Genomic DNA, 19,379 nt, shown 5'->3' with positions numbered 1-19,379 from the left:
AAGCTACGAGCCGCAAGCAAAAAGCAGGCGCTGCGCCGGCCGCACTGCCTTGCAGCTTGCAGCTTGCAGCTTGCAGCTTGAAGCTTGAAGCTTGCCCCCCTACCCCCGCCCAAGTGCCACGGCGTGATGGCGCAGATGCTCATCGATGAAGCTGGCGATGAAGTAATAGCTATGGTCATAGCCAGGTTGCAGCCGCAGGTCCAGGGCATGCCCCCCTTTGCGGGCCGCCTGCTCCAACGCTTCAGGCTTGAGCTGCTTGGCCAGGAAATCGTCACGATCGCCTTGATCGACCAGCAATGGCGGGCATTGGCCCGCTGGCGTCTCGGCAAGCAGCACACTGGCATCCCACTCACGCCAGCGCGCCCGGTCTTCCCCCAGGTAACGGCTGAACGCCTTTTCACCCCAAGGGCAATCCATCGGATTGCTGATCGGAGAAAACGCCGATACCGAGCGATAGCGCCCCGGGTTGCGCAGGGCGCAGACCAGCGCGCCGTGCCCACCCATGGAGTGGCCACTGATGCTGCGCTGATCCGAGGCCGGGAAGTGCGCTTCGATCAGCTCTGGCAGCTCCTTGACCACATAATCGTGCATGCGGTAGTGCTGCGCCCAAGGCTGCTGGGTGGCGTTGAGGTAAAAGCCGGCGCCCAGGCCGAAGTCCCAGGCACCGTCAGGGTCGCCTGGCACCTGCTCGCCACGCGGGCTGGTATCGGGCGCGACGATGATCAGGCCAAGCTCGGCGGCCAGGCGCTGGGCGCCGGCCTTCTGCATGAAGTTCTCGTCGGTGCACGTCAGGCCGCTGAGCCAGTACAGCACGGGCAGCTTTTCGCCCTGTTCGGCCTGCGGCGGCAGGTAAACGGCAAACACCATGTCGCAACCCAGCACCTTGGAGTGATGCCGGTAACGCTTGTGCCAGCCGCCGAAGCTTTTCTGGCAGGAGATGTTATCCAGGCTCATGGCTCACCTCAGAAGTGGATCACGCTGCGGATGCTCTTGCCTTCATGCATCAGGTCGAACGCCTTGTTGATATCCTCCAGGCCCATGGTATGGGTGATGAAGGTATCCAGCGGAATCTCGCCCTTCTCGGCCATTTCCACGTAGCTTGGCAGTTCGGTACGGCCGCGTACGCCACCGAAAGCAGACCCGCGCCAGACGCGACCGGTCACCAACTGGAACGGGCGAGTGGCGATTTCCTGGCCAGCGCCGGCAACGCCGATGATCACCGACTCACCCCAACCCTTGTGGCAGCATTCCAGGGCCGCGCGCATCAGTTGCACGTTGCCGATACATTCGAACGAAAAGTCCACGCCACCATCGGTAAGGTCGACGATCACTTCCTGGATCGGGCGATCGTATTCTTTCGGGTTGATGCAGTCGGTGGCACCCAGCTGGCGAGCGATCTCGAACTTGGCTGGGTTGATGTCGATGGCGATGATGCGCGAGGCCTTGGCCTTGACCGCACCGATGATCGCTGACAGGCCGATGCCGCCCAGGCCGAAGACGGCGACGGTGTCACCGGGTTTGACCTTGGCAGTGTTCAGCACTGCACCGATGCCGGTGGTGACGCCGCAACCTAGCAGGCAGACCTTTTCCAGCGGCGCTTCCTTCTGGATCTTGGCGACGGAAATTTCCGGCAGCACGGTGTACTCGGAGAAGGTCGAGGTGCCCATGTAGTGGAACAGCTGCTGGCCCTTGTACGAGAAACGGGTGGTGCCGTCCGGCATCAGTCCTTTGCCCTGGGTGGCCCGTATGGCCTGGCACAGGTTGGTCTTGCCCGAGCGGCAGAATTTGCACTGACCACACTCAGGGGTATACAGCGGGATCACGTGATCGCCGACCGCCACGGAGGTGACGCCCTCACCTACCGCCTCGACGATCGCGCCACCTTCATGGCCCAGAATCGACGGGAAGATACCTTCCGGGTCGGCACCCGACAGGGTATAGGCATCGGTGTGGCAAACGCCGCTGGCCACCACGCGCAGGAGCACTTCGCCAGCCTTGGGCATGGCCACGTCCACCTCGACGATTTCCAGCGGTTTTTTAGCCTCGAAGGCTACAGCGGCACGGGACTTGATCATCAACGTTCTCCAGACAAAGGGTCAGTTCAGGCAGGCAGTGTAATTCAGCTTGTTTTGATGAATAATCGTGGCCAAGACAAAACATTATTGCTGTATAGGGACAATCCATGACCAGCCGCTGGGAGGGCATCGATGAATTCGTAGCGGTGGCCGAATTGGGCCAATTCACGGCTGCAGCCGAACGCATGGGCGTATCGTCGTCGCATATAAGCCGGCAAATCGCCCGCCTGGAGGAGCGCCTGCAAACGCGCCTGCTGTATCGCAGTACGCGCCGCGTGACCCTGAGTGAAGCCGGGCAGACATTCCTGCAACATTGCCAACGCCTGCAGGATGGCCGTGAAGAAGCGCTGCGTGCCGTAGGCGATCTGGCCAGCGAACCCAAGGGGCTACTGCGCATGACCTGCGCGGTGGCTTATGGCGAGCGCTTCATCGTGCCGCTGGTGACCCGCTTCATGACGCTGTATCCACAGTTGCGGGTCGAGGTGGAGTTGAGCAACCGCACGCTGGACCTGCTGCACGAAGGCATGGACCTGGCGATTCGTCTGGGGCGGCTTGCCGATTCAAGGTTGGTGGCGACGCGCCTGGCGCCTCGGCGCATGTATCTGTGCGCTTCACCCGCCTACCTTGAACGCTACGGCCGTCCGCACAGCCTTTCGGAATTGGCCCGGCACAACTGCCTGGTGGGCAGCTCGGACTTGTGGGCGCTGCAACAGGACGGGCGCGAGATCAGCCAGCGGGTGCAGGGCAACTGGCGGTGCAACAGTGGCCAGGCGGTGCTGGATGCCGCTTTGCTGGGGATGGGGCTGTGCCAGTTGCCGGATTACTACGTACTGGAACACCTCAACAGCGGCGCGCTGGTGTCGTTACTGGAGGCGCATCAGCCGCCCAATACGGCGGTGTGGGCGCTGTACCCGCAGCAGCGCCACCTGTCGCCCAAGGTCCGGCGGCTGGTGGACTATCTCAAGGAAGGGTTAGCGGGGATGCCGGAGTACCGAACGGTCTGACAGTTTGCCGGGGCCGCTTTTCGGCCCCGGTAACCTCAACGCCGCCCTGCCCACCGCTGGCGGAGCCACTCCAGGTCTTCCGGGCGGGTCACCTTGATGTTGTCGCTGCGCCCCTCGACCAGCCGCGGCGCCTGGCCGGACCACTCGATGGCCGAAGCTTCATCGGTGACCACCACATCGGACACCAGGCACTCGGCCAACGCCCGGTGCAAAGCACCAAGGCGGAACATCTGAGGCGTGAAGGCCTGCCAGATGGTACTGCGATCCACGGTCGCACTGACCCGACCATCGACATCGGCGCGCTTGAGCGTGTCACGCGCTGGCACCGCCAGCAGCCCGCCTACAGGGTCATCCGCCAACTGCGACAACAGACGGTCAAGATCGGTACGTGCCAGGTTTGGCCGCGCCGCATCGTGCACCAGCACCCAGTCAGTGTCCGGCGCACCTTGGGCATGCAACAGCAACAACGCGTTGAGCACCGAGTCGGCACGCTCACGCCCACCCGGCGCACGCTGGATGCGAGGATCGCTGGCGCAGCGCAAGCCAGGCCAGTAAGGATCATCTGCAGCAATGCTGACCACCACGCCCTTGAGCGTCGGATGGCCAAGAAAACAGTCGAGGCTATGCTCGAGAACGGTCTGCCCGCCCAATTGCAAATACTGCTTCGGGCGGTCGGCAGCCATGCGGGCACCTACACCCGCAGCAGGAATCACGGCCCAGAAGGCCGGTAGGGTTTCGATCATTTTTGCGGCAGCTGGAAGAGGGTTTCACCCTCTTTGACCATCCCCAATTCGTGACGAGCCCGTTCTTCAACGGTCTCCATACCTTTTTTCAATTCCAGGACCTCGGCATAGAGCACGCGATTACGCTCCAGCAGCCGCTCGTTTTCGGCATGCTGCTCGTCGATCTGCTGCTTGAGCTCAGCCACTTGCGCCAGGCTGCCGTTACCCACCCACAGGCGGTACTGCAGGCCACCAAGCAGCAGGAGCAGGACAAGGAACAACCAATAGGGACTGCGCATCAAGGTATCCAGGTTAAAAAGACCGCCGCGAAAAGGCAGACCTCAAATAGCACGAAGCCTGGCCGAGGCCAGGCTTCGTCGACAGAAACCCGCATCATGTGTCAGAAATTTCAGTATGAAAGTTCCGACAGCTTCGGTTGCTGTCTTTTTACCATCTCTTGCTTAGCCGCGAAACTCGGCGCGACCGCGGTAAACCGCTTTGGCGCCCAGTTGTTCTTCGATGCGCAGCAACTGGTTGTACTTGGAGACGCGGTCGGAACGGCACAGCGAGCCAGTCTTGATCTGGCCAGCGGCGGTACCCACAGCCAGGTCGGCAATGGTCGAGTCTTCGGTTTCACCGGAGCGGTGCGAGATCACGGCGGTGTAGCCAGCGGCCTTGGCCATCTGGATGGCTTCCAGGGTTTCGGTCAGCGAACCGATCTGGTTGAACTTGATCAGGATCGAGTTACCGATGCCCTTCTCGATGCCTTCCTTGAGGATCTTGGTGTTGGTCACGAACAGGTCGTCACCGACAAGTTGTACCTTCTCGCCGATCTTGTCGGTGAGAATCTTCCAGCCCGCCCAATCGGACTCATCCAGGCCGTCTTCGATCGAGATGATCGGGAAGCGCTCGGTGAGGCCCTTCAGGTAGTCGGCAAAGCCTTCGGCGTCGAACGACTTGCCTTCGCCAGACAGGTTGTACTTGCCGTCTTCGTAGAATTCGGAGGCCGCGCAGTCGAGGGCCAGGGTCACGTCGGTACCCAGCTTGTAACCGGCTTTTTCCACGGCTTCAGCGATAGCGCCCAGGGCGTCTTCGTTGGAAGCCAGGTTCGGCGCGAAGCCACCTTCGTCACCCACTGCAGTGTTCAGGCCACGGGCCTTGAGCACAGCCTTGAGGTGATGGAAGATCTCGGTGCCCATGCGCAGGCCATCGGAGAAGGTCTTGGCGCCAACCGGCTGCACCATGAACTCCTGGATGTCGACGTTGTTGTCGGCGTGCTCGCCACCGTTGATGATGTTCATCATCGGAACCGGCATCGAGTACTGACCTGGGGTGCCGTTCAGGTTGGCGATGTGCGCGTACAGCGGCAGGTCCTGGTCCTGGGCAGCAGCTTTCGCGGCAGCCAGGGAAACCGCCAGGATGGCGTTGGCGCCCAGCTTGGCCTTGTTCTCGGTACCGTCCAGTTCGATCATGGCGCGGTCCAGGGCCTTCTGGTCCGAAGGGTCCTTGCCCAGCAGCAGGTCACGGATCGGGCCGTTGATGTTGCCAACGGCTTTCAGCACGCCCTTGCCCATGTAACGGCTCTTGTCGCCATCACGCAGCTCCAGCGCTTCGCGCGAGCCGGTGGAAGCACCGGACGGCGCGCAAGCGCTGCCGATGATGCCGTTGTCGAGCAGTACATCGGCTTCCACGGTGGGGTTGCCACGCGAATCGAGAACTTCACGACCTTTGATGTCGACGATTTTTGCCATTGTTGTAAGCACTCCAGAATTGACGAAAACAACGCAGCTTTAGGAAATTCTTGCCTTGCACCAGGCGTAAATGCAGCAGGCAGGCCTGGCAGAAGCAGCCCCTGACCTGTGGGTCAGGGGCAGAACGGACGGTACTTTACCCGAGAAATGAGCGTTGCGCGGTTTATACCGTCGGAAAACTCACCAAGCCTGGGCTCAGGCCTTGTTCTTCTGTGCCAGGGCAGCCTTGACGAAGCCACTGAACAGCGGGTGGCCATCACGCGGAGTCGAGGTGAACTCCGGGTGGAACTGGCAGGCGACGAACCACGGGTGGTCCTTGGACTCGACCACTTCAACCAGCGCACCGTCTTCGGAACGACCCGAGACCACCAGGCCGGCATCGACCAGTTGCGGCAGCAGGTTGTTGTTCACTTCGTAGCGGTGGCGATGGCGCTCGGTGATCACGTCCTTGCCATAGCAGTCATGTACCTTGGAGCCGGCTGCCAGTTGGCAATCCTGCGCGCCCAGGCGCATGGTGCCACCCAGGTCGGAGGCTTCGGTACGGGTCTCGACGGCGCCGGTGGCATCGGCCCACTCGGTGATCAAGCCAACGACCGGGTGGCCGCTGTTGCGATCGAACTCGGTGGAGTTGGCGTCTTGCCAGCCCATCACGTTACGGGCGAACTCGATCACGGCAACCTGCATGCCCAGGCAGATACCCAGGTACGGCACCTTGTTCTCACGGGCATACTGCACCGCGGTGATCTTGCCTTCCACGCCACGCAGGCCGAAACCGCCCGGTACCAGGATGGCGTCTGCGCCTTCGAGCAGGCTGGTGCCCTGGTTCTCGATATCTTCGGAATCGATGTAGCGCAGGTTGACCTTGGTACGGTTGGTGATGCCGGCGTGGCTCATCGCTTCGATCAGCGACTTGTACGCATCCAGCAGCTCCATGTATTTGCCGACCATGGCGATGGTCACTTCGTGCTCAGGGTTGAGCTTGGCGTCGACTACCTTGTCCCATTCGGACAGGTCGGCGCTGCTGCACTGCAGGCCGAAGCGCTCGACGACGAAATCATCCAGGCCCTGGGCATGCAGAATGCCTGGGATCTTGTAGATGGTGTCGGCGTCTTCAAGGGCAATCACCGCACGCTCTTCAACGTTGGTGAACTGGGCGATCTTGCGGCGCGACGAGCTGTCGATCGGGTGGTCGGAGCGGCAGACCAGTACATCAGGCTGCAGGCCGATGGAGCGCAGCTCCTTGACCGAGTGCTGAGTCGGCTTGGTCTTGGTTTCACCAGCGGTGGCGATGTACGGCACCAGCGTCAGGTGCATCAGCATCGCGCGCTTGGCGCCGACTTCGAAACGCAACTGGCGGATCGCCTCGAGGAACGGTTGCGACTCGATGTCGCCCACGGTGCCACCGATTTCCACCAGGGCCACATCGGCATCGCCGGCGCCCTTGATGATGCGGCGCTTGATCTCGTCGGTGATATGCGGGATGACCTGGATGGTCGCGCCAAGGTAATCACCACGACGCTCTTTGCGCAGCACGTGCTCGTAGATGCGGCCGGTGGTGAAGTTGTTGTTCTGGGTCATGGTCGTGCGGATGAACCGCTCGTAGTGGCCCAGGTCGAGGTCGGTCTCGGCGCCGTCGTGGGTGACGAATACTTCACCGTGCTGGAACGGACTCATGGTGCCAGGATCGACGTTGATGTACGGATCCAGCTTGAGCATGGTGACCTTTAGCCCCCGCGCTTCCAGGATGGCCGCCAGGGAAGCCGAGGCAATGCCTTTCCCCAATGAAGAAACAACACCGCCCGTGACGAATATGTAGCGCGTCATGAAAAACCCTAGAAGTCTGCGTTAAGGCGGCCAGCGCCGCCGGAGAAAGCGAAGGAAGGCCGAAGCCCCCGATCACCTGCGTCAATCACAGTGCATCTCGAAAAACTGCCGCGCCTGTACAGACCAGGGTCATCCCCGGCATGGAGTTCGCTCGTCATTTCCAGAATCAGCCCAGCAAAAAACTGCGTGGTAATCGGCAACCGCCGTGTTTCCGAGGAACGCACAGAAGTTGTATCAAGAAGGGAGGGTAGTCTACCGGAATGTACCCTTCAGCTCAAACCTTGCGCGTTCGTCGGAGGCTGCCAGTGAAGCTGGCAATCGGCCTGCGCCAGTCGCGGCAGATTGGCCACTGCCAGCAAGCGCTCGCCACGATACAGCAATGGCAGGCGCGGTCGCACGAAGTGCGGGACGTGCGATTCGTTGAGCAGGCGCTTGAGGTCGCGCTTGCCACGGCCTGGTATGTCCAGCACTTCCCCGCCCTGGCGATAGGCGATGCGCAAATCGCCTTCCGGGGCGCCCTGCAGGCTGACGCTGCCGTTCCCGGGCAATGGCAACGGGCTACCGGGCTTGTCCCAACGCAGCGTTCCGCCCACAGGCTGCAGCCAGTCGCCAGACAACCACCAGATACGTCCGTGGCTGCGCTCGAGTTTGCCATCGGTCAGCTGCCAGGCAGGTTGGGCATCGATTGCCGCATCACGCAGAGCGGCCCAACCGACCCAATGCCGGGTGTCGGGCAAACGGGTGCGCAAGCTCAACCAATACTGCAGGGCGTTGCGCTGACGGGCCGGCGACAGCGCCGCCAGGCTCGCTAGGTCAAGGGAGTCCACCGCAGACCACATGGCCGGCGCGCCCTCCTGGGCCAGGGCCAGGTCAGCCTGGGCCAGTTCATCGAGCAGCCCGAGCGCCTCCCCCAGGTGCCCGGCGGTGCGAGCCAGGGCCTGGCTGGCCTGCGGCCAACGCTGCTGCAGTAGCGGGAACACTTCAGCGCGCAAGAAATTGCGGGCAAAGGCCCTGTCTGCGTTGGATGGGTCTTCGGCCCAGATCAGCCCATGGCTTTGTGCATACGCGTGCAACTGCGCGCGAGAAACGTTGAGCAGCGGCCTGACCAGGTGGCCGCGCCCCAACGGACGCTGTTGCGGCATCGCCGCCAGGCCACGCAGGCCGGCCCCCCGCAGAAGCCGGAACAGCAAGGTTTCGGCCTGGTCATCACAGTGCTGCCCCGTGAAAAGAACGTCGCCCGCGCCGAGAACGGTCTCGAATGCCGCATACCGAGCATCGCGCGCAGCCTGCTCCAGGCTCGCCTCGGCAGCGACCTGAACGTGGATGACGGTGAGTTCGATCCCGAGCCTTTCGCACACTGCGGTGCAATGGCTTGGCCAGGCATCGGCGGCGGGTTGCAGGCCGTGGTGGATGTGGATGGCATGGAGCGGAGGCGTTGCGTGGATGCTGGCGTAGTCGGCCAGCCAGTGCAGAAGGACCGTGGAGTCGAGGCCACCGGAGAAAGCGATGTACCAGGCAGGGGCATTGAGCCAAGGGGTGAGGTTGATCATTGGCGCCTCACGCGGCTTGAAAGCGTGGGGGCGCTTGGCGCCCCCAGTGGTGCATCAGAGGCCGTAGCTCATCAGGCGCTCATAACGACGGGCCAGCAGCGTGTCATTATCGAGCTTGCCGAGCATGTCCAGCTGCTGAACCAGGTCAGCGCGAATGCTTTCGGACATCTGCGCCGGGTCACGGTGGGCACCGCCCAGCGGTTCCTCGATGACCTTGTCGACGATGTTCAGGCTTTTCAGGCGCTCGGCGGTGATGCCCATGGCCTCGGCAGCGTCGGCGGCCTTGTCGGCGGTTTTCCACAGGATCGAGGCGCAACCCTCCGGCGAGATCACCGAGTAGGTGGAGTACTGCAGCATGTTCAGCTGGTCGCACACACCGATGGCCAGTGCACCGCCGGAACCACCTTCACCGATGACGGTGGCGATGATCGGCGTCTTCAGCCGTGCCATGACACGCAGGTTCCAGGCGATCGCTTCGCTCTGGTTGCGTTCTTCTGCGTCGATGCCTGGGTATGCACCCGGGGTGTCGATGAAGGTCAGGATCGGCATCTTGAAGCGCTCGGCCATTTCCATCAGGCGGCAAGCCTTGCGGTAGCCTTCAGGGCGCGGCATGCCGAAGTTGCGGCGAACCTTTTCGCGCACTTCACGGCCCTTCTGGTGGCCGATGACCATGACCGGCCGGCCATCCAGGCGCGCGGTACCACCAACGATGGCGGCATCGTCGGAGAAGTGACGGTCACCGTGCAGCTCTTCGAACTCGGTGAAGATGTGCTCCAGGTAGTCCAGTGTGTACGGACGACGCGGGTGACGGGCCAGGCGGGCGATCTGCCAGCTGGTCAGGTTGCCGAAGATGCTTTCGGTCAGAGTGTTGCTCTTGTCTTGCAGACGGGCAATTTCATCGCTGATGTTCAGCGAGTTGTCGTTACCCACCAAACGCAGCCCTTCGATCTTGGCTTGCAGGTCGGCAATCGGCTGTTCGAAATCGAGAAAATTCGGGTTCATAGTCATCCGTCTTGGGTCTACGGCCAGGCGGCCGGCCGGTTGATCCGTTTGGCGCCCTACCTTAAGGGATCAGGCGCATTCAGGTCGAGATTAAATTTCGTCGGTTCAACGATATTGCAGGAAGACGTTCTCACGCCCGAACTGGTCACGCAGCGCCTGAATCAAGCCATCGGCCGGGTCGATCGACCACTGGTCGCCGAACTGCAGCATCGCCTTGGCGTCGCTGCCGGTGTACTCGAGGGTGATCGGGCAACCACCGCGATGGCGGGTGATCAGCTCGCCCAGCCAGTTCAGGCGATCGCCCTTGAGGGCTTCGTGGGTGATCTTCAGCCGCAGGCTCTCAGCAAGCTTGGTACGGGCATCTTCCATGGTCATCACCTGCTTGACGCGCAGGCGCAGGCCACCGGAGAAGTCGTCGTTGCTGACCTCACCCTCGACCACGACCATGGCATCGTTCTGCAACAACGCCTGAGCCCCCATGAAGGCATCGGCGAACAATGAGGCTTCGATGCGCCCGGAGCGGTCATCGAGGGTGACAAACCCCATCTTGTCGCCCTTCTTGTTCTTCATCACCCGCATCGCAATTATCATCCCGGCGATAGTCTGCGTTTCGCGAGAGGGTTTCAGGTCGATGATGCGCTGGCGGGCGAACCGGCGGATTTCCCCTTCATATTCATCGATCGGGTGGCCGGTGAGGTACACGCCAAGGGTATCCTTCTCGCCCTTCAGGCGCTCCTTGAGCGTCAGTTCACGCACCTTGCGGTGGTTGGCGTAGACATCGGAGTCCGCCTCGACGAACAGCCCACCGAACAGGTCCACGTGGCCGCTATCAGCGGTGCGTGCGGTCTGCTCTGCAGCCTTGATCGCCTCCTCGAGGGCCGACAGCAAGGTCGCGCGATTGATGTCGATACTGGCGTGGTACGCCTTGATCTCATCATGGAAGTGCGGGCCCAGCCGATCCAGCGCGCCACTGCGGATCAGCGCATCGAGTGTACGTTTGTTCACCCGCTTGAGGTCGACCCGCTCACAGAAGTCGAACAGATCCTTGAACGGGCCACCCTGGGCGCGTGCCTCGACAATCGCCTCCACCGGGCCTTCACCCACGCCTTTGATAGCGCCAAGGCCATAGATGATGCGGCCGTCGTCATTGACCGTGAACTTGAACTCCGAGGCATTCACGTCCGGGGCGTCGAGGCGCAGCTTCATGCTGCGCACTTCTTCGATCAGCACCACCACTTTGTCGGTGTTGTGCATATCCGCTGACAACACCGCGGCCATGAACGGCGCCGGGTAATGAGTCTTGAGCCAGGCGGTCTGGTAAGACACCAGGCCGTAGGCCGCCGAGTGGGACTTGTTGAAGCCGTAACCGGCAAACTTTTCCACCAGGTCGAAGATGTTGCCGGCAAGGTCTGCATCGATGTTGTTGGCCACACAACCCTCGATGAAACCGCCGCGCTGCTTGGCCATTTCTTCAGGCTTTTTCTTACCCATGGCGCGGCGCAACATGTCGGCGCCGCCCAGGGTGTACCCCGCCATGACCTGCGCAATCTGCATCACCTGCTCCTGATACAGGATGATGCCGTAGGTCGGCGCAAGAACAGGCTTGAGGCCTTCGTACTGGTAGTCCGAGTGTGGGTAGGCGAGTTCGGCGCGGCCGTGCTTGCGGTTGATGAAGTCGTCCACCATGCCCGATTGCAGGGGGCCTGGGCGGAACAACGCCACCAGTGCAATAAGGTCTTCCAGGCAGTCAGGCTTGAGCTTTTTGATCAGCTCTTTCATGCCCCGCGACTCGAGCTGGAACACCGCCGTGGTTTCGGCCTTCTGCAGCAACTCGTAGGTCTTGCGATCGTCCAGCGGGATGAAGTCGATGTTGACGTCGGGCAGGTTGTTCTTGGCCTGCTCGCGGTTGATCGTCTCCATGGCCCACTTGATGATGGTCAGGGTACGCAGGCCAAGGAAGTCGAACTTGACCAGGCCGGCGGCCTCGACATCGTCCTTGTCGAACTGGGTCACCAGGCCGCCGCCCTCTTCGTCACAGGCGATCGGCGAAAAATCGGTGAGCTTGGTCGGGGCGATGACCACACCACCGGCGTGCTTGCCGGTACCACGGGTGACACCTTCGAGCTTGAGCGCCATTTCCCAGATTTCGCGGGCGTCTTCGTCGCCCTTGAGGAAGTCGCGCAGGATCTCTTCCTGCTCGTAGGCCTTCTCCAGGGTCATGCCCACTTCGAACGGGATCATCTTCGACAGACGGTCAGCCAGGCCATAGGACTTGCCCTGCACCCGCGCCACGTCGCGTACCACCGCCTTGGCGGCCATGGTCCCGAAGGTGATGATCTGGCTGACCGCGTTGCGCCCATAGGCGTCGGCCACGTAGTCGATCACCCGGTCCCGGCCATCCATGCAGAAGTCGACGTCGAAGTCGGGCATGGAAACACGTTCAGGGTTCAGGAAACGTTCGAACAGCAGGTCATAGGCCAGAGGATCGAGGTCGGTGATCTTAAGTACGTAGGCCACCAGCGAGCCGGCACCCGAACCACGGCCAGGGCCTACCGGCACGCCGTTGTTCTTGGCCCACTTGATGAAGTCCATAACGATCAGGAAGTAACCGGGGAAACCCATCTGGATGATGATGTCCAGTTCGAATTTCAGGCGGTCCAGATAGACCTGGCGCTTCTCTTCGTAATTGGGCGTGGTCTCCTTGGGCCAGAGCACTGCCAGGCGCTCCTCCAGGCCTTCGTGCGAGACATGGCGCAAGTAGTCGTCGATCCCCATGCCATTGGGCGTGGGGAAATCCGGCAGGAAGTACTTGCCCAGCTGTACCTGTATGTTGCAGCGCTTGGCGATCTCGACGGTGTTGGCGATGGCGTCGGGCAGGTCGCTGAACAGCTCGGCCATTTCATACGCGCTTTTCAGGTATTGCTGGTCACTGTACATGCGCGGGCGACGCGGGTCGTCCAGGGTCCAGCCTTCACCGATGCACACACGGCTTTCGTGGGCGTCGAAGTCCGATTGCTTGATAAAGCGCACATCATTGGTGGCCACCAGCGGCGCGCCGACCTTGTCGGCCAGCGCCACGGCAGCGTGCACGTACTCTTCGTCACCGGCACGATTGGTGCGCTGCACCTCGACGTAAAACCGCTCGGGGAACATGCCCATCCAGTCGTGAAGCAGCGCCTCGGCCTCAGTGGCACGGCCGGCCATCAGGGCCATACCGATATCGCCCTCTTTGCCAGCAGACAGGGCAATCAGGCCTTCGCTGGCCGAGGCGACCCATTCACGCTGAAGAATCACCAGGCCATTGCGTTGGCCGTCGGTCCAGCCACGGGAGATCAGCTCGGTAAGGTTGCGGTAACCCTTGGGGTTCATCGCCAGGAAGCAGATACGCGACAGCGGCGCTTCAGGGTCTGCACCGGCCAGCCACAGGTCAGCACCGCAGATCGGCTTGATGCCCGCCCCCATGGCGGTCTTGTAGAACTTCACCAGCGCACACATGTTGCTCTGGTCGGTGATCGCCACCGCGGGCATGTTCATCCCGGCCAGCGCCTTGGCCAGCGGTTTGATCCGCACCAGGCCGTCGACCAGCGAGAATTCGGAGTGGACGCGCAGGTGAACGAAGGGAACCGACATGGAAGATCCTGTAGCAGTGCTGAACGACAAAGGCGGGATTGTAGCGTAAAAGCGAGGGGGGGTTGAGGACGCAAGGCGCCCCCAACAGGCTAGATCAGAGAATCGGTAATGCCTTCACGGGCTTCCCAAGCGGCCCGTACCGGCGCAAAGGAACGCCGATGAATGGGCGTGGGCCCGAGGCGGGCCAGGGCTTGCAGATGTACCGGCGTCGGGTAGCCTTTGTGCCCGCCAATACCATACCCCGGATAAATCAGCTCGAATGCGCTCATCTCGCGATCGCGGGTCACTTTGGCCAGGATCGACGCTGCAGCGATGGCCGGCACTTGGCTATCGCCCTTGATGACCGGAGCAGCCGGCACCGACAGTTTGGGGCAGCGGTTACCGTCGATCAGAGCGAGCCTGGGAGTAACGCTCAGGCCTTCGACCGCACGCTGCATGGCCAGCATGGTCGCTTGCAGAATATTGAGGCGGTCGATTTCCTCCACTTCGGCGCGGGCAATGCAAAAACTCAGGGCTTTCGCACAGATCTCGTCGAACAGCGCTTCGCGCTTGGCTTCGGTGAGTTTCTTCGAATCGTTGAGGCCGAGGATCGGCCGCGCCGGGTCAAGAATCACCGCCGCTGTGACAACGGCGCCGCACAGCGGGCCGCGCCCGACTTCGTCGACGCCGGCAACCAGGTCCTCGACCAGGTTGAAATCCAGTCCTATCTGCATGTCAGCGGTCCTTGAGCAAAGCCAGCACCGCGTCGGCCGCCTGGTTGGAGGCGTCGCGGCGCAGGGTGCGGTGAATCTCGTCGAAGCGCTCGGTCTGCTGCCTGCCATCAGCCACCAGGGGGGCCAGGGTTTGCGCCAGGGCCTCGCTGGTGGCGGCATCCTGCAGCAACTCTGGCACCAACTCGCGCTGGGCGAGCAAGTTGGGCAAAGACACGTAGGGGCTTTTCACCAGACGCTTGAGAATCCAGTAGGTCAATGGCGCGAGGCGATAAGCAACGACCATGGGGCGTTTGTACAGCATGGCCTCCAGGGTGGCGGTACCCGAGGCGATCAGCACCGCATCACAGGCAGCGAGCGCCTGATGCGACTGGCCATCGAGCAGCGTCAAAGGCAAATCGCGACCTTCCAGCATCTGTTCGAGCTGTGCGCGCCGCGCGCCATTGGCGCACGGCAATACAAACTGCACGCCGGGTATCAGCTCGCGCAGGCGCTGCGCCGCATCCAGGAACAACGCCCCCAGGCGCCCGACTTCCCCGCCACGGCTACCAGGCATCAGGGCAACCACCGGCCCTGCATCGAGCCCCAGCGCCCCGCGCGCAGCCTGCCGATCCGCAGCCAACGGTATGGTATCGGCCAAGGGATGGCCGACGAACCTTACCGGCACGCCCTGCTCTTCATAGAAGCGTGCTTCGAAGGGCAGCAGCGTCAGCATCAGATCGCAACCTTCACGAATCTTCAGCACGCGCTTCTGCCGCCATGCCCAGACCGAAGGGCTGACGTAATGCACGGTCTTGATACCCGCCTGGCGCAGCTTCAGTTCGATATTGAGGGTGAAATCAGGTGCATCGATGCCAATGAACACATCGGGCTTTTCGGCGATGAGGGTCTGGATCAGTGCCTTGCGCCGCTTGAGCAGCTCGCGCAGGCGCCCCAGCACCTCGACCAGGCCCATGACCGCCAGACGCTCCATCGGGAAATACGACTGCATGCCCTCGGCTTCCATCAGCGGACCGCCAACGCCGATGAAACGCACCTGGGGATGACGCGCCTTCAGGGCGCGCATCAGACCGGAACCCAGAATATCGCCGCTGGCCTCACCCGCGACCAGGGCTACGCAAAGTTGCGCCATGTCAGCGGGTAATGCCGCGAGCAGAGTTCACGATCGACTGACGGAACAAGTCGACCTCTGGGTGTTTGCCTGCCAGCTCATCCAGCTCCTTGACCGCTTCTTCAACAGTCAGGCCCTGGCGGTAGACGATCTTGTAGGAACGACGCAGGGCATGGATGACCTCGTCGCTGAAACCGCGGCGGCGCATGCCTTCGAAGTTCATGCTGCGGGCTTCGGCGGGGCTGCCGAATACCGTGACGTATGCCGGAACGTCTTTGCCGATCGCCGTGCCCATGCCGGAGAAGGCATGCGCGCCGATGTGGCAGTACTGGTGCACCAGGGTGAACCCGGAGAGGATCGCCCAGTCACCCACATGCACATGCCCGGCCAACGCAGTGTTGTTGACCAGGATGCAATGGTTTCCGATCACACTGTCATGGCCGATGTGGGCGTAGGCCATGATCAGGTTGTGGTCACCCAGCGTGGTTTCAGCGCGATCCTGAACCGTGCCACGGTGAATGGTCACACCCTCGCGAATCACGTTGTGATCACCGATCACCAGGCGCGTCGGTTCACCTTTGTACTTCAGGTCCGGGGTGTCTTCGCCGATCGAGGAAAACTGGTAGATGCGATTGTGCTTGCCGATCCGGGTCGGACCTTTGAGCACCACGTGAGGACCAATGACGGTACCCTCCCCGATTTCAACATCAGGGCCAACGATCGACCACGGGCCGACCTCGACGCCATCGGCCAGTTTGGCCGACGGATCGATGATCGCCCGTGGATCAATCGAATTCATAGCTCACGTTCCGCACAGGTGATCTCAGCCGAGCACACTGGCTTGCCATCGACCAGTGCCCGGCACTCGAACTTCCAGATGGTCTTCTTACGGCCGATGAACTTGGCCTCCAGCACCAACTGGTCGCCCGGCAGGACGGGCTGACGGAAACGCAGCTTGTCGGAACCAACGAAGTAATAGAGCGTGCCGTCGGCCGGCTTGGCATCGAGCATCTTGAAACCGAGAATGCCTGCAGCCTGTGCCATGGCTTCGATGATCAGCACGCCTGGCATTACCGGGTGCTCCGGGAAATGCCCGTTGAAGAACGGCTCATTGATGCTGACATTCTTGTAGGCACGAATGCTCTGGGCCTCGAAGTCCAGATCCGTTACGCGATCCACCAACAGGAACGGGTAACGGTGAGGCAGGTATTCGCGAATCTCGTTGATGTCCATCATTTCGGGGGGAAGCCTGTAATAAGAATAGGGAGCGCAGGTGCTGACCACACGCTCCTTTTGCAATCCAAAGAGGAGCCAGCTAGCGACTGTTCACTCTTGCTCAGGAAATGGTATCAGCCTTCTGATGTCGGCTGGCCACCTGAGGTCACGGTATCGACACGTTTTTCCAGCTGCTGGAGACGTTTGGACATGTCATCCAGTTGGCGGATACGCGCAGCGCTCTTGCGCCAGTCAGCCAGTGGCTGCATGGCAGTACCGGAAGAATAGGCACCCGGTTCGGTGATCGAACGAGTGACCATGGTCATCCCGGAAACGAATACGTTGTCGCACACATCGATGTGCCCCACCATGCCGACGCCGCCAGCGATGGTGCAGTGCTTGCCAATGCGCGTGCTGCCGGAAATCCCGACGCAGGCAGCCATGGCCGTGTGCTCGCCGATCTGCACGTTGTGGGCGATCTGGATCTGGTTGTCGAGCTTGACGCCGTCAGCGATCCGGGTGTCGGACAATGCGCCCCTGTCAACCGCGGTGTTCACGCCGATTTCGACGTCATCACCCAGGGTGACACCGCCGATCTGGGCGATCTTGCGCCATACGCCCTTCTCGTTGGCAAAGCCGAAGCCCTCACCACCAATCACCGCACCAGACTGGATGACCACGCGCTTGCCAATGGTCACGTCGTGATACAGCGTGACGCGAGGTGCCAACCAGCCACCCTCACCGACCACACAACGGGCACCGATCACGCAATGCGCACCGATACTGACGTTCGCGCCAATGCGTGCGCCGCTCTCGATGACCACGAACGGCCCGATGCTGGCACTGGCATCCACCTGTGCATCCTCGGCGACCACGGCGCTGGGATGAATTCCCGCTACAGCCTTGGGTTTGGGATCGAACAGGTGGGAAATGCGCGCGTAGGCCAGGTACGGGTCCGCCACGATCAGCGCATTGCCGGCGAAGCCTTCGGCATCTGCAGCCTGCAGCAATACCGCTGCTGCCTGACAGTTATCCAGGTACTTGCGGTACTGCTTGTTGGCGAGAAAGCTCAACTGACCGGGGCCGGCCTCCTGCAAGGTGGCCAGCCCGGTGATCTGTAGCGCCTCGGAGCCTTTGAGAGTGGCCCCGAGGGCCTCGGCCAACTGGCCGAGCGTCATGGTCACGGTCATATCAACGGGCTTGGTTCATGCGCTCGATGACTTGGCGGGTGATGTCGTACTGAGGCTTGACATCAATGACCGCGCCACGCTCGAGGACCAGGTCGTAACCGCCTTTCTTGATCACTTCTTCGACAGCGCCGTCGAGCTTGGGCTTGAGCTGCTTGAGCATGTCGCGGTCAGCGACCGCTTTGGCTTCATTCAGCTCCTTGGACTGGAACTGGAAGTCACGTGCCTTTTGCTTGAACTCAAGCTCCAGGCGCTCGCGCTCTGGCTGGGCCAACTTGTCGCCGCCTTTGATCAAGCGGTCCTGAATGCCTTTGGCACTGCTTTCCAGGGTCTTGAGCTTGGTCAACTGCGGGCCGAACTTCTTCTCGGCATCCACCGCGTACTTCTTGGCGGCATCGGATTCAAGCAACGCCATCTGATAGTTCAGCACGGCAACCTTCATTTCGGCGAAAGCCGGGGTGGCGACCAGCGCCGCGGCCAGTATGGCCAGTTGAGTCAACTTACGCACGATGCACTCCTGGATAAACCGTTGTCGTTAAGCAAGGGCCGACCTTAGAAGGTCTGGCCCAGAGAGAATTGGAACACCTGGGTATCGGCATCGTCCGGCTTCTTGACCGGCATCGCCAGGCTGAAGCTCAACGGGCCCAGTGCGGTGATCCAGGTCACACCCAAACCAACGGAGCTGGCCATGTCCGAGAAACCGACCTTGGCGCAGTCAGGCTTGGAACCGCAATTGGTGTCGAACACGTTACCCACATCCCAGAACACGGAGGTGCGCAGCGAACGCTGGTCCTTCACGAACGGCAGCGGGAACAGCAGCTCTACGCCACCCTGCACCAGGACGTTGCCACCGAACGGCAGCGGGTCTTGATCCGGGTCTGCGATGGTGCCGGGGTTCGAACCGTTACTCGGCGTACTGCGTGGGCCCAGGCTGCTGTCCTTGAAGCCGCGAACGGAGTTGAAGCCACCCGCATAGTAGTTCTCGTAGAACGGCAGGCCCGAAGTGCCACCGAAACCATCACCATAGCCCAATTCGGTGTGCAGGCGCAGGGTGTAGTCGTTGTTGATCGGCTTGAACAGCTGGCCGCGGTAATCAAGCTTGTAGAACGACAGGTCGCTGCCTGGAATGGTCGATTCCAGGGTCAGGCTCTGGGAGTGACCACGGGTCGCCAGCACGCCTTTGTTCAGGGTCGACTCGGACCAGCCGATAGACGCCTTGAAGTTCAGGAAGCTGTCGCCTTCTTCTTCGAGGAAGTCGAAGATCTCGTCAACGGTATAGCGACCGGTCTTGATCTTGTCCTGCTGCACGCTGAGGCCGTAGGTCAGGCGCGAGGTTTCGCTGATCGGGTAGCCCAGGCTCACACCGGCACCCAGGCTGTCGACCGCATAGCTGGCCACGTCAACGTCGAGGTCGTCGTAGTCGGTGCTGCGATAGAACGCGTTGTAACCCAGGCTCACACCGTCAGCCGTGAAGTAGGGGTCAACGAAACCGAAGTTGTAGCGGGTCTGGTATTCCGAGCGGGTCAAACCGATGGAAACCTTGTTACCCGTACCGAGGAAGTTGGTTTGGCTGATCGAACCGCCCAGGATCAGGCCGG

General features: G+C 61.6%; 17 protein-coding genes. 1 reads left to right on the top strand and 16 read right to left on the bottom strand.

Annotated features, from left to right (window positions below; translation table 11 throughout):
* Nucleotides 1-99: 99 nt before the first annotated feature.
* Nucleotides 100-954 (bottom strand): S-formylglutathione hydrolase, encoded by an 855-nt coding sequence (gene fghA, locus ACIPZC_RS21115; protein WP_349974734.1) that lies wholly within the window; start codon nt 952-954, stop codon nt 100-102.
* A gap of 8 nt (nt 955-962) precedes the next feature.
* Nucleotides 963-2,075 (bottom strand): S-(hydroxymethyl)glutathione dehydrogenase/class III alcohol dehydrogenase, encoded by a 1,113-nt coding sequence (locus ACIPZC_RS21110; RefSeq protein ID WP_241804428.1) that lies wholly within the window; start codon nt 2,073-2,075, stop codon nt 963-965.
* Between the two features lie 107 nt (nt 2,076-2,182).
* Here ACIPZC_RS21110 and ACIPZC_RS21105 point away from each other — a divergent pair, with 107 nt between their 5' ends.
* Nucleotides 2,183-3,079 (top strand): LysR substrate-binding domain-containing protein, encoded by an 897-nt coding sequence (locus ACIPZC_RS21105; protein ID WP_267818200.1) that lies wholly within the window; start codon nt 2,183-2,185, stop codon nt 3,077-3,079.
* 35 nt (nt 3,080-3,114) lie between these two features.
* Here ACIPZC_RS21105 and ispD read toward each other — a convergent pair whose 3' ends face one another.
* From ispD to bamA, 14 genes are all read right to left on the bottom strand, one after another.
* A complete protein-coding gene (gene ispD, locus ACIPZC_RS21100; RefSeq protein ID WP_267818202.1) occupies nt 3,115-3,822 on the bottom strand; it encodes a 2-C-methyl-D-erythritol 4-phosphate cytidylyltransferase in 708 nt (235 codons plus the stop codon).
* The gene (ftsB, locus tag ACIPZC_RS21095; RefSeq protein WP_012315882.1) at nt 3,819-4,100 is read right to left on the bottom strand and encodes a cell division protein FtsB; all 282 of its coding nucleotides are present in this window, start codon (nt 4,098-4,100) and stop codon (nt 3,819-3,821) included. The genes ispD and ftsB overlap by 4 nt, the downstream gene beginning before the upstream one ends.
* 162 nt (nt 4,101-4,262) lie before the next feature.
* Nucleotides 4,263-5,552, bottom strand: coding sequence for a phosphopyruvate hydratase (gene eno / locus ACIPZC_RS21090; protein WP_012315883.1), 1,290 nt, complete (start codon nt 5,550-5,552; stop codon nt 4,263-4,265).
* 195 nt (nt 5,553-5,747) lie between these two features.
* On the bottom strand, nt 5,748-7,376 hold the full coding sequence (locus ACIPZC_RS21085) for a CTP synthase (RefSeq protein ID WP_241804425.1): 1,629 nt from the start codon (nt 7,374-7,376) through the stop codon (nt 5,748-5,750).
* Nucleotides 7,377-7,645: 269 nt separating this feature from the next.
* A complete protein-coding gene (tilS, locus tag ACIPZC_RS21080) occupies nt 7,646-8,926 on the bottom strand; it encodes a tRNA lysidine(34) synthetase TilS (RefSeq protein WP_400629323.1) in 1,281 nt (426 codons plus the stop codon).
* A 54-nt stretch (nt 8,927-8,980) separates the two neighbouring features.
* A complete protein-coding gene (gene accA, locus ACIPZC_RS21075; protein ID WP_241804423.1) occupies nt 8,981-9,928 on the bottom strand; it encodes an acetyl-CoA carboxylase carboxyl transferase subunit alpha in 948 nt (315 codons plus the stop codon).
* 105 nt (nt 9,929-10,033) lie between these two features.
* The gene (dnaE, locus tag ACIPZC_RS21070; protein ID WP_400629320.1) at nt 10,034-13,558 is read right to left on the bottom strand and encodes a DNA polymerase III subunit alpha; all 3,525 of its coding nucleotides are present in this window, start codon (nt 13,556-13,558) and stop codon (nt 10,034-10,036) included.
* An 89-nt stretch (nt 13,559-13,647) separates the two neighbouring features.
* Nucleotides 13,648-14,271 (bottom strand): ribonuclease HII, encoded by a 624-nt coding sequence (gene rnhB, locus ACIPZC_RS21065; protein ID WP_046788313.1) that lies wholly within the window; start codon nt 14,269-14,271, stop codon nt 13,648-13,650.
* 1 nt (nt 14,272) lies between these two features.
* A complete protein-coding gene (gene lpxB / locus ACIPZC_RS21060) occupies nt 14,273-15,400 on the bottom strand; it encodes a lipid-A-disaccharide synthase (RefSeq protein ID WP_241804420.1) in 1,128 nt (375 codons plus the stop codon).
* Nucleotide 15,401: 1 nt separating this feature from the next.
* A complete protein-coding gene (gene lpxA, locus ACIPZC_RS21055) occupies nt 15,402-16,178 on the bottom strand; it encodes an acyl-ACP--UDP-N-acetylglucosamine O-acyltransferase (protein WP_241804419.1) in 777 nt (258 codons plus the stop codon).
* Nucleotides 16,175-16,615, bottom strand: coding sequence for a 3-hydroxyacyl-ACP dehydratase FabZ (gene fabZ / locus ACIPZC_RS21050; protein WP_012315891.1), 441 nt, complete (start codon nt 16,613-16,615; stop codon nt 16,175-16,177). Before fabZ ends, lpxA begins: the two co-directional genes overlap by 4 nt.
* A 113-nt stretch (nt 16,616-16,728) precedes the next feature.
* Complete coding sequence (lpxD, locus tag ACIPZC_RS21045) at nt 16,729-17,784, bottom strand: UDP-3-O-(3-hydroxymyristoyl)glucosamine N-acyltransferase (protein ID WP_241804418.1); 1,056 nt, start codon at nt 17,782-17,784, stop codon at nt 16,729-16,731.
* 1 nt (nt 17,785) lies between these two features.
* Nucleotides 17,786-18,289 carry an OmpH family outer membrane protein gene (locus ACIPZC_RS21040; RefSeq protein WP_241804417.1) on the bottom strand — a complete coding sequence of 168 codons (504 nt, stop codon included), beginning with the start codon at nt 18,287-18,289 and terminating at the stop codon, nt 17,786-17,788.
* 44 nt (nt 18,290-18,333) lie between these two features.
* Nucleotides 18,334-19,379: outer membrane protein assembly factor BamA (gene bamA / locus ACIPZC_RS21035; protein ID WP_400629316.1), on the bottom strand; the 1,046-nt coding region annotated here is incomplete at its 5' end.

The sequence above is a fragment of the Pseudomonas sp. NPDC089743 genome (genome assembly GCF_044748785.1).
In the GTDB taxonomy this organism is placed as follows: Bacteria; Pseudomonadota; Gammaproteobacteria; order Pseudomonadales; family Pseudomonadaceae; genus Aquipseudomonas; species Aquipseudomonas putida_X.
Note: the sequence above shows the minus strand (reverse complement) of the source record. Positions and strands in the feature narration are given on the sequence as shown.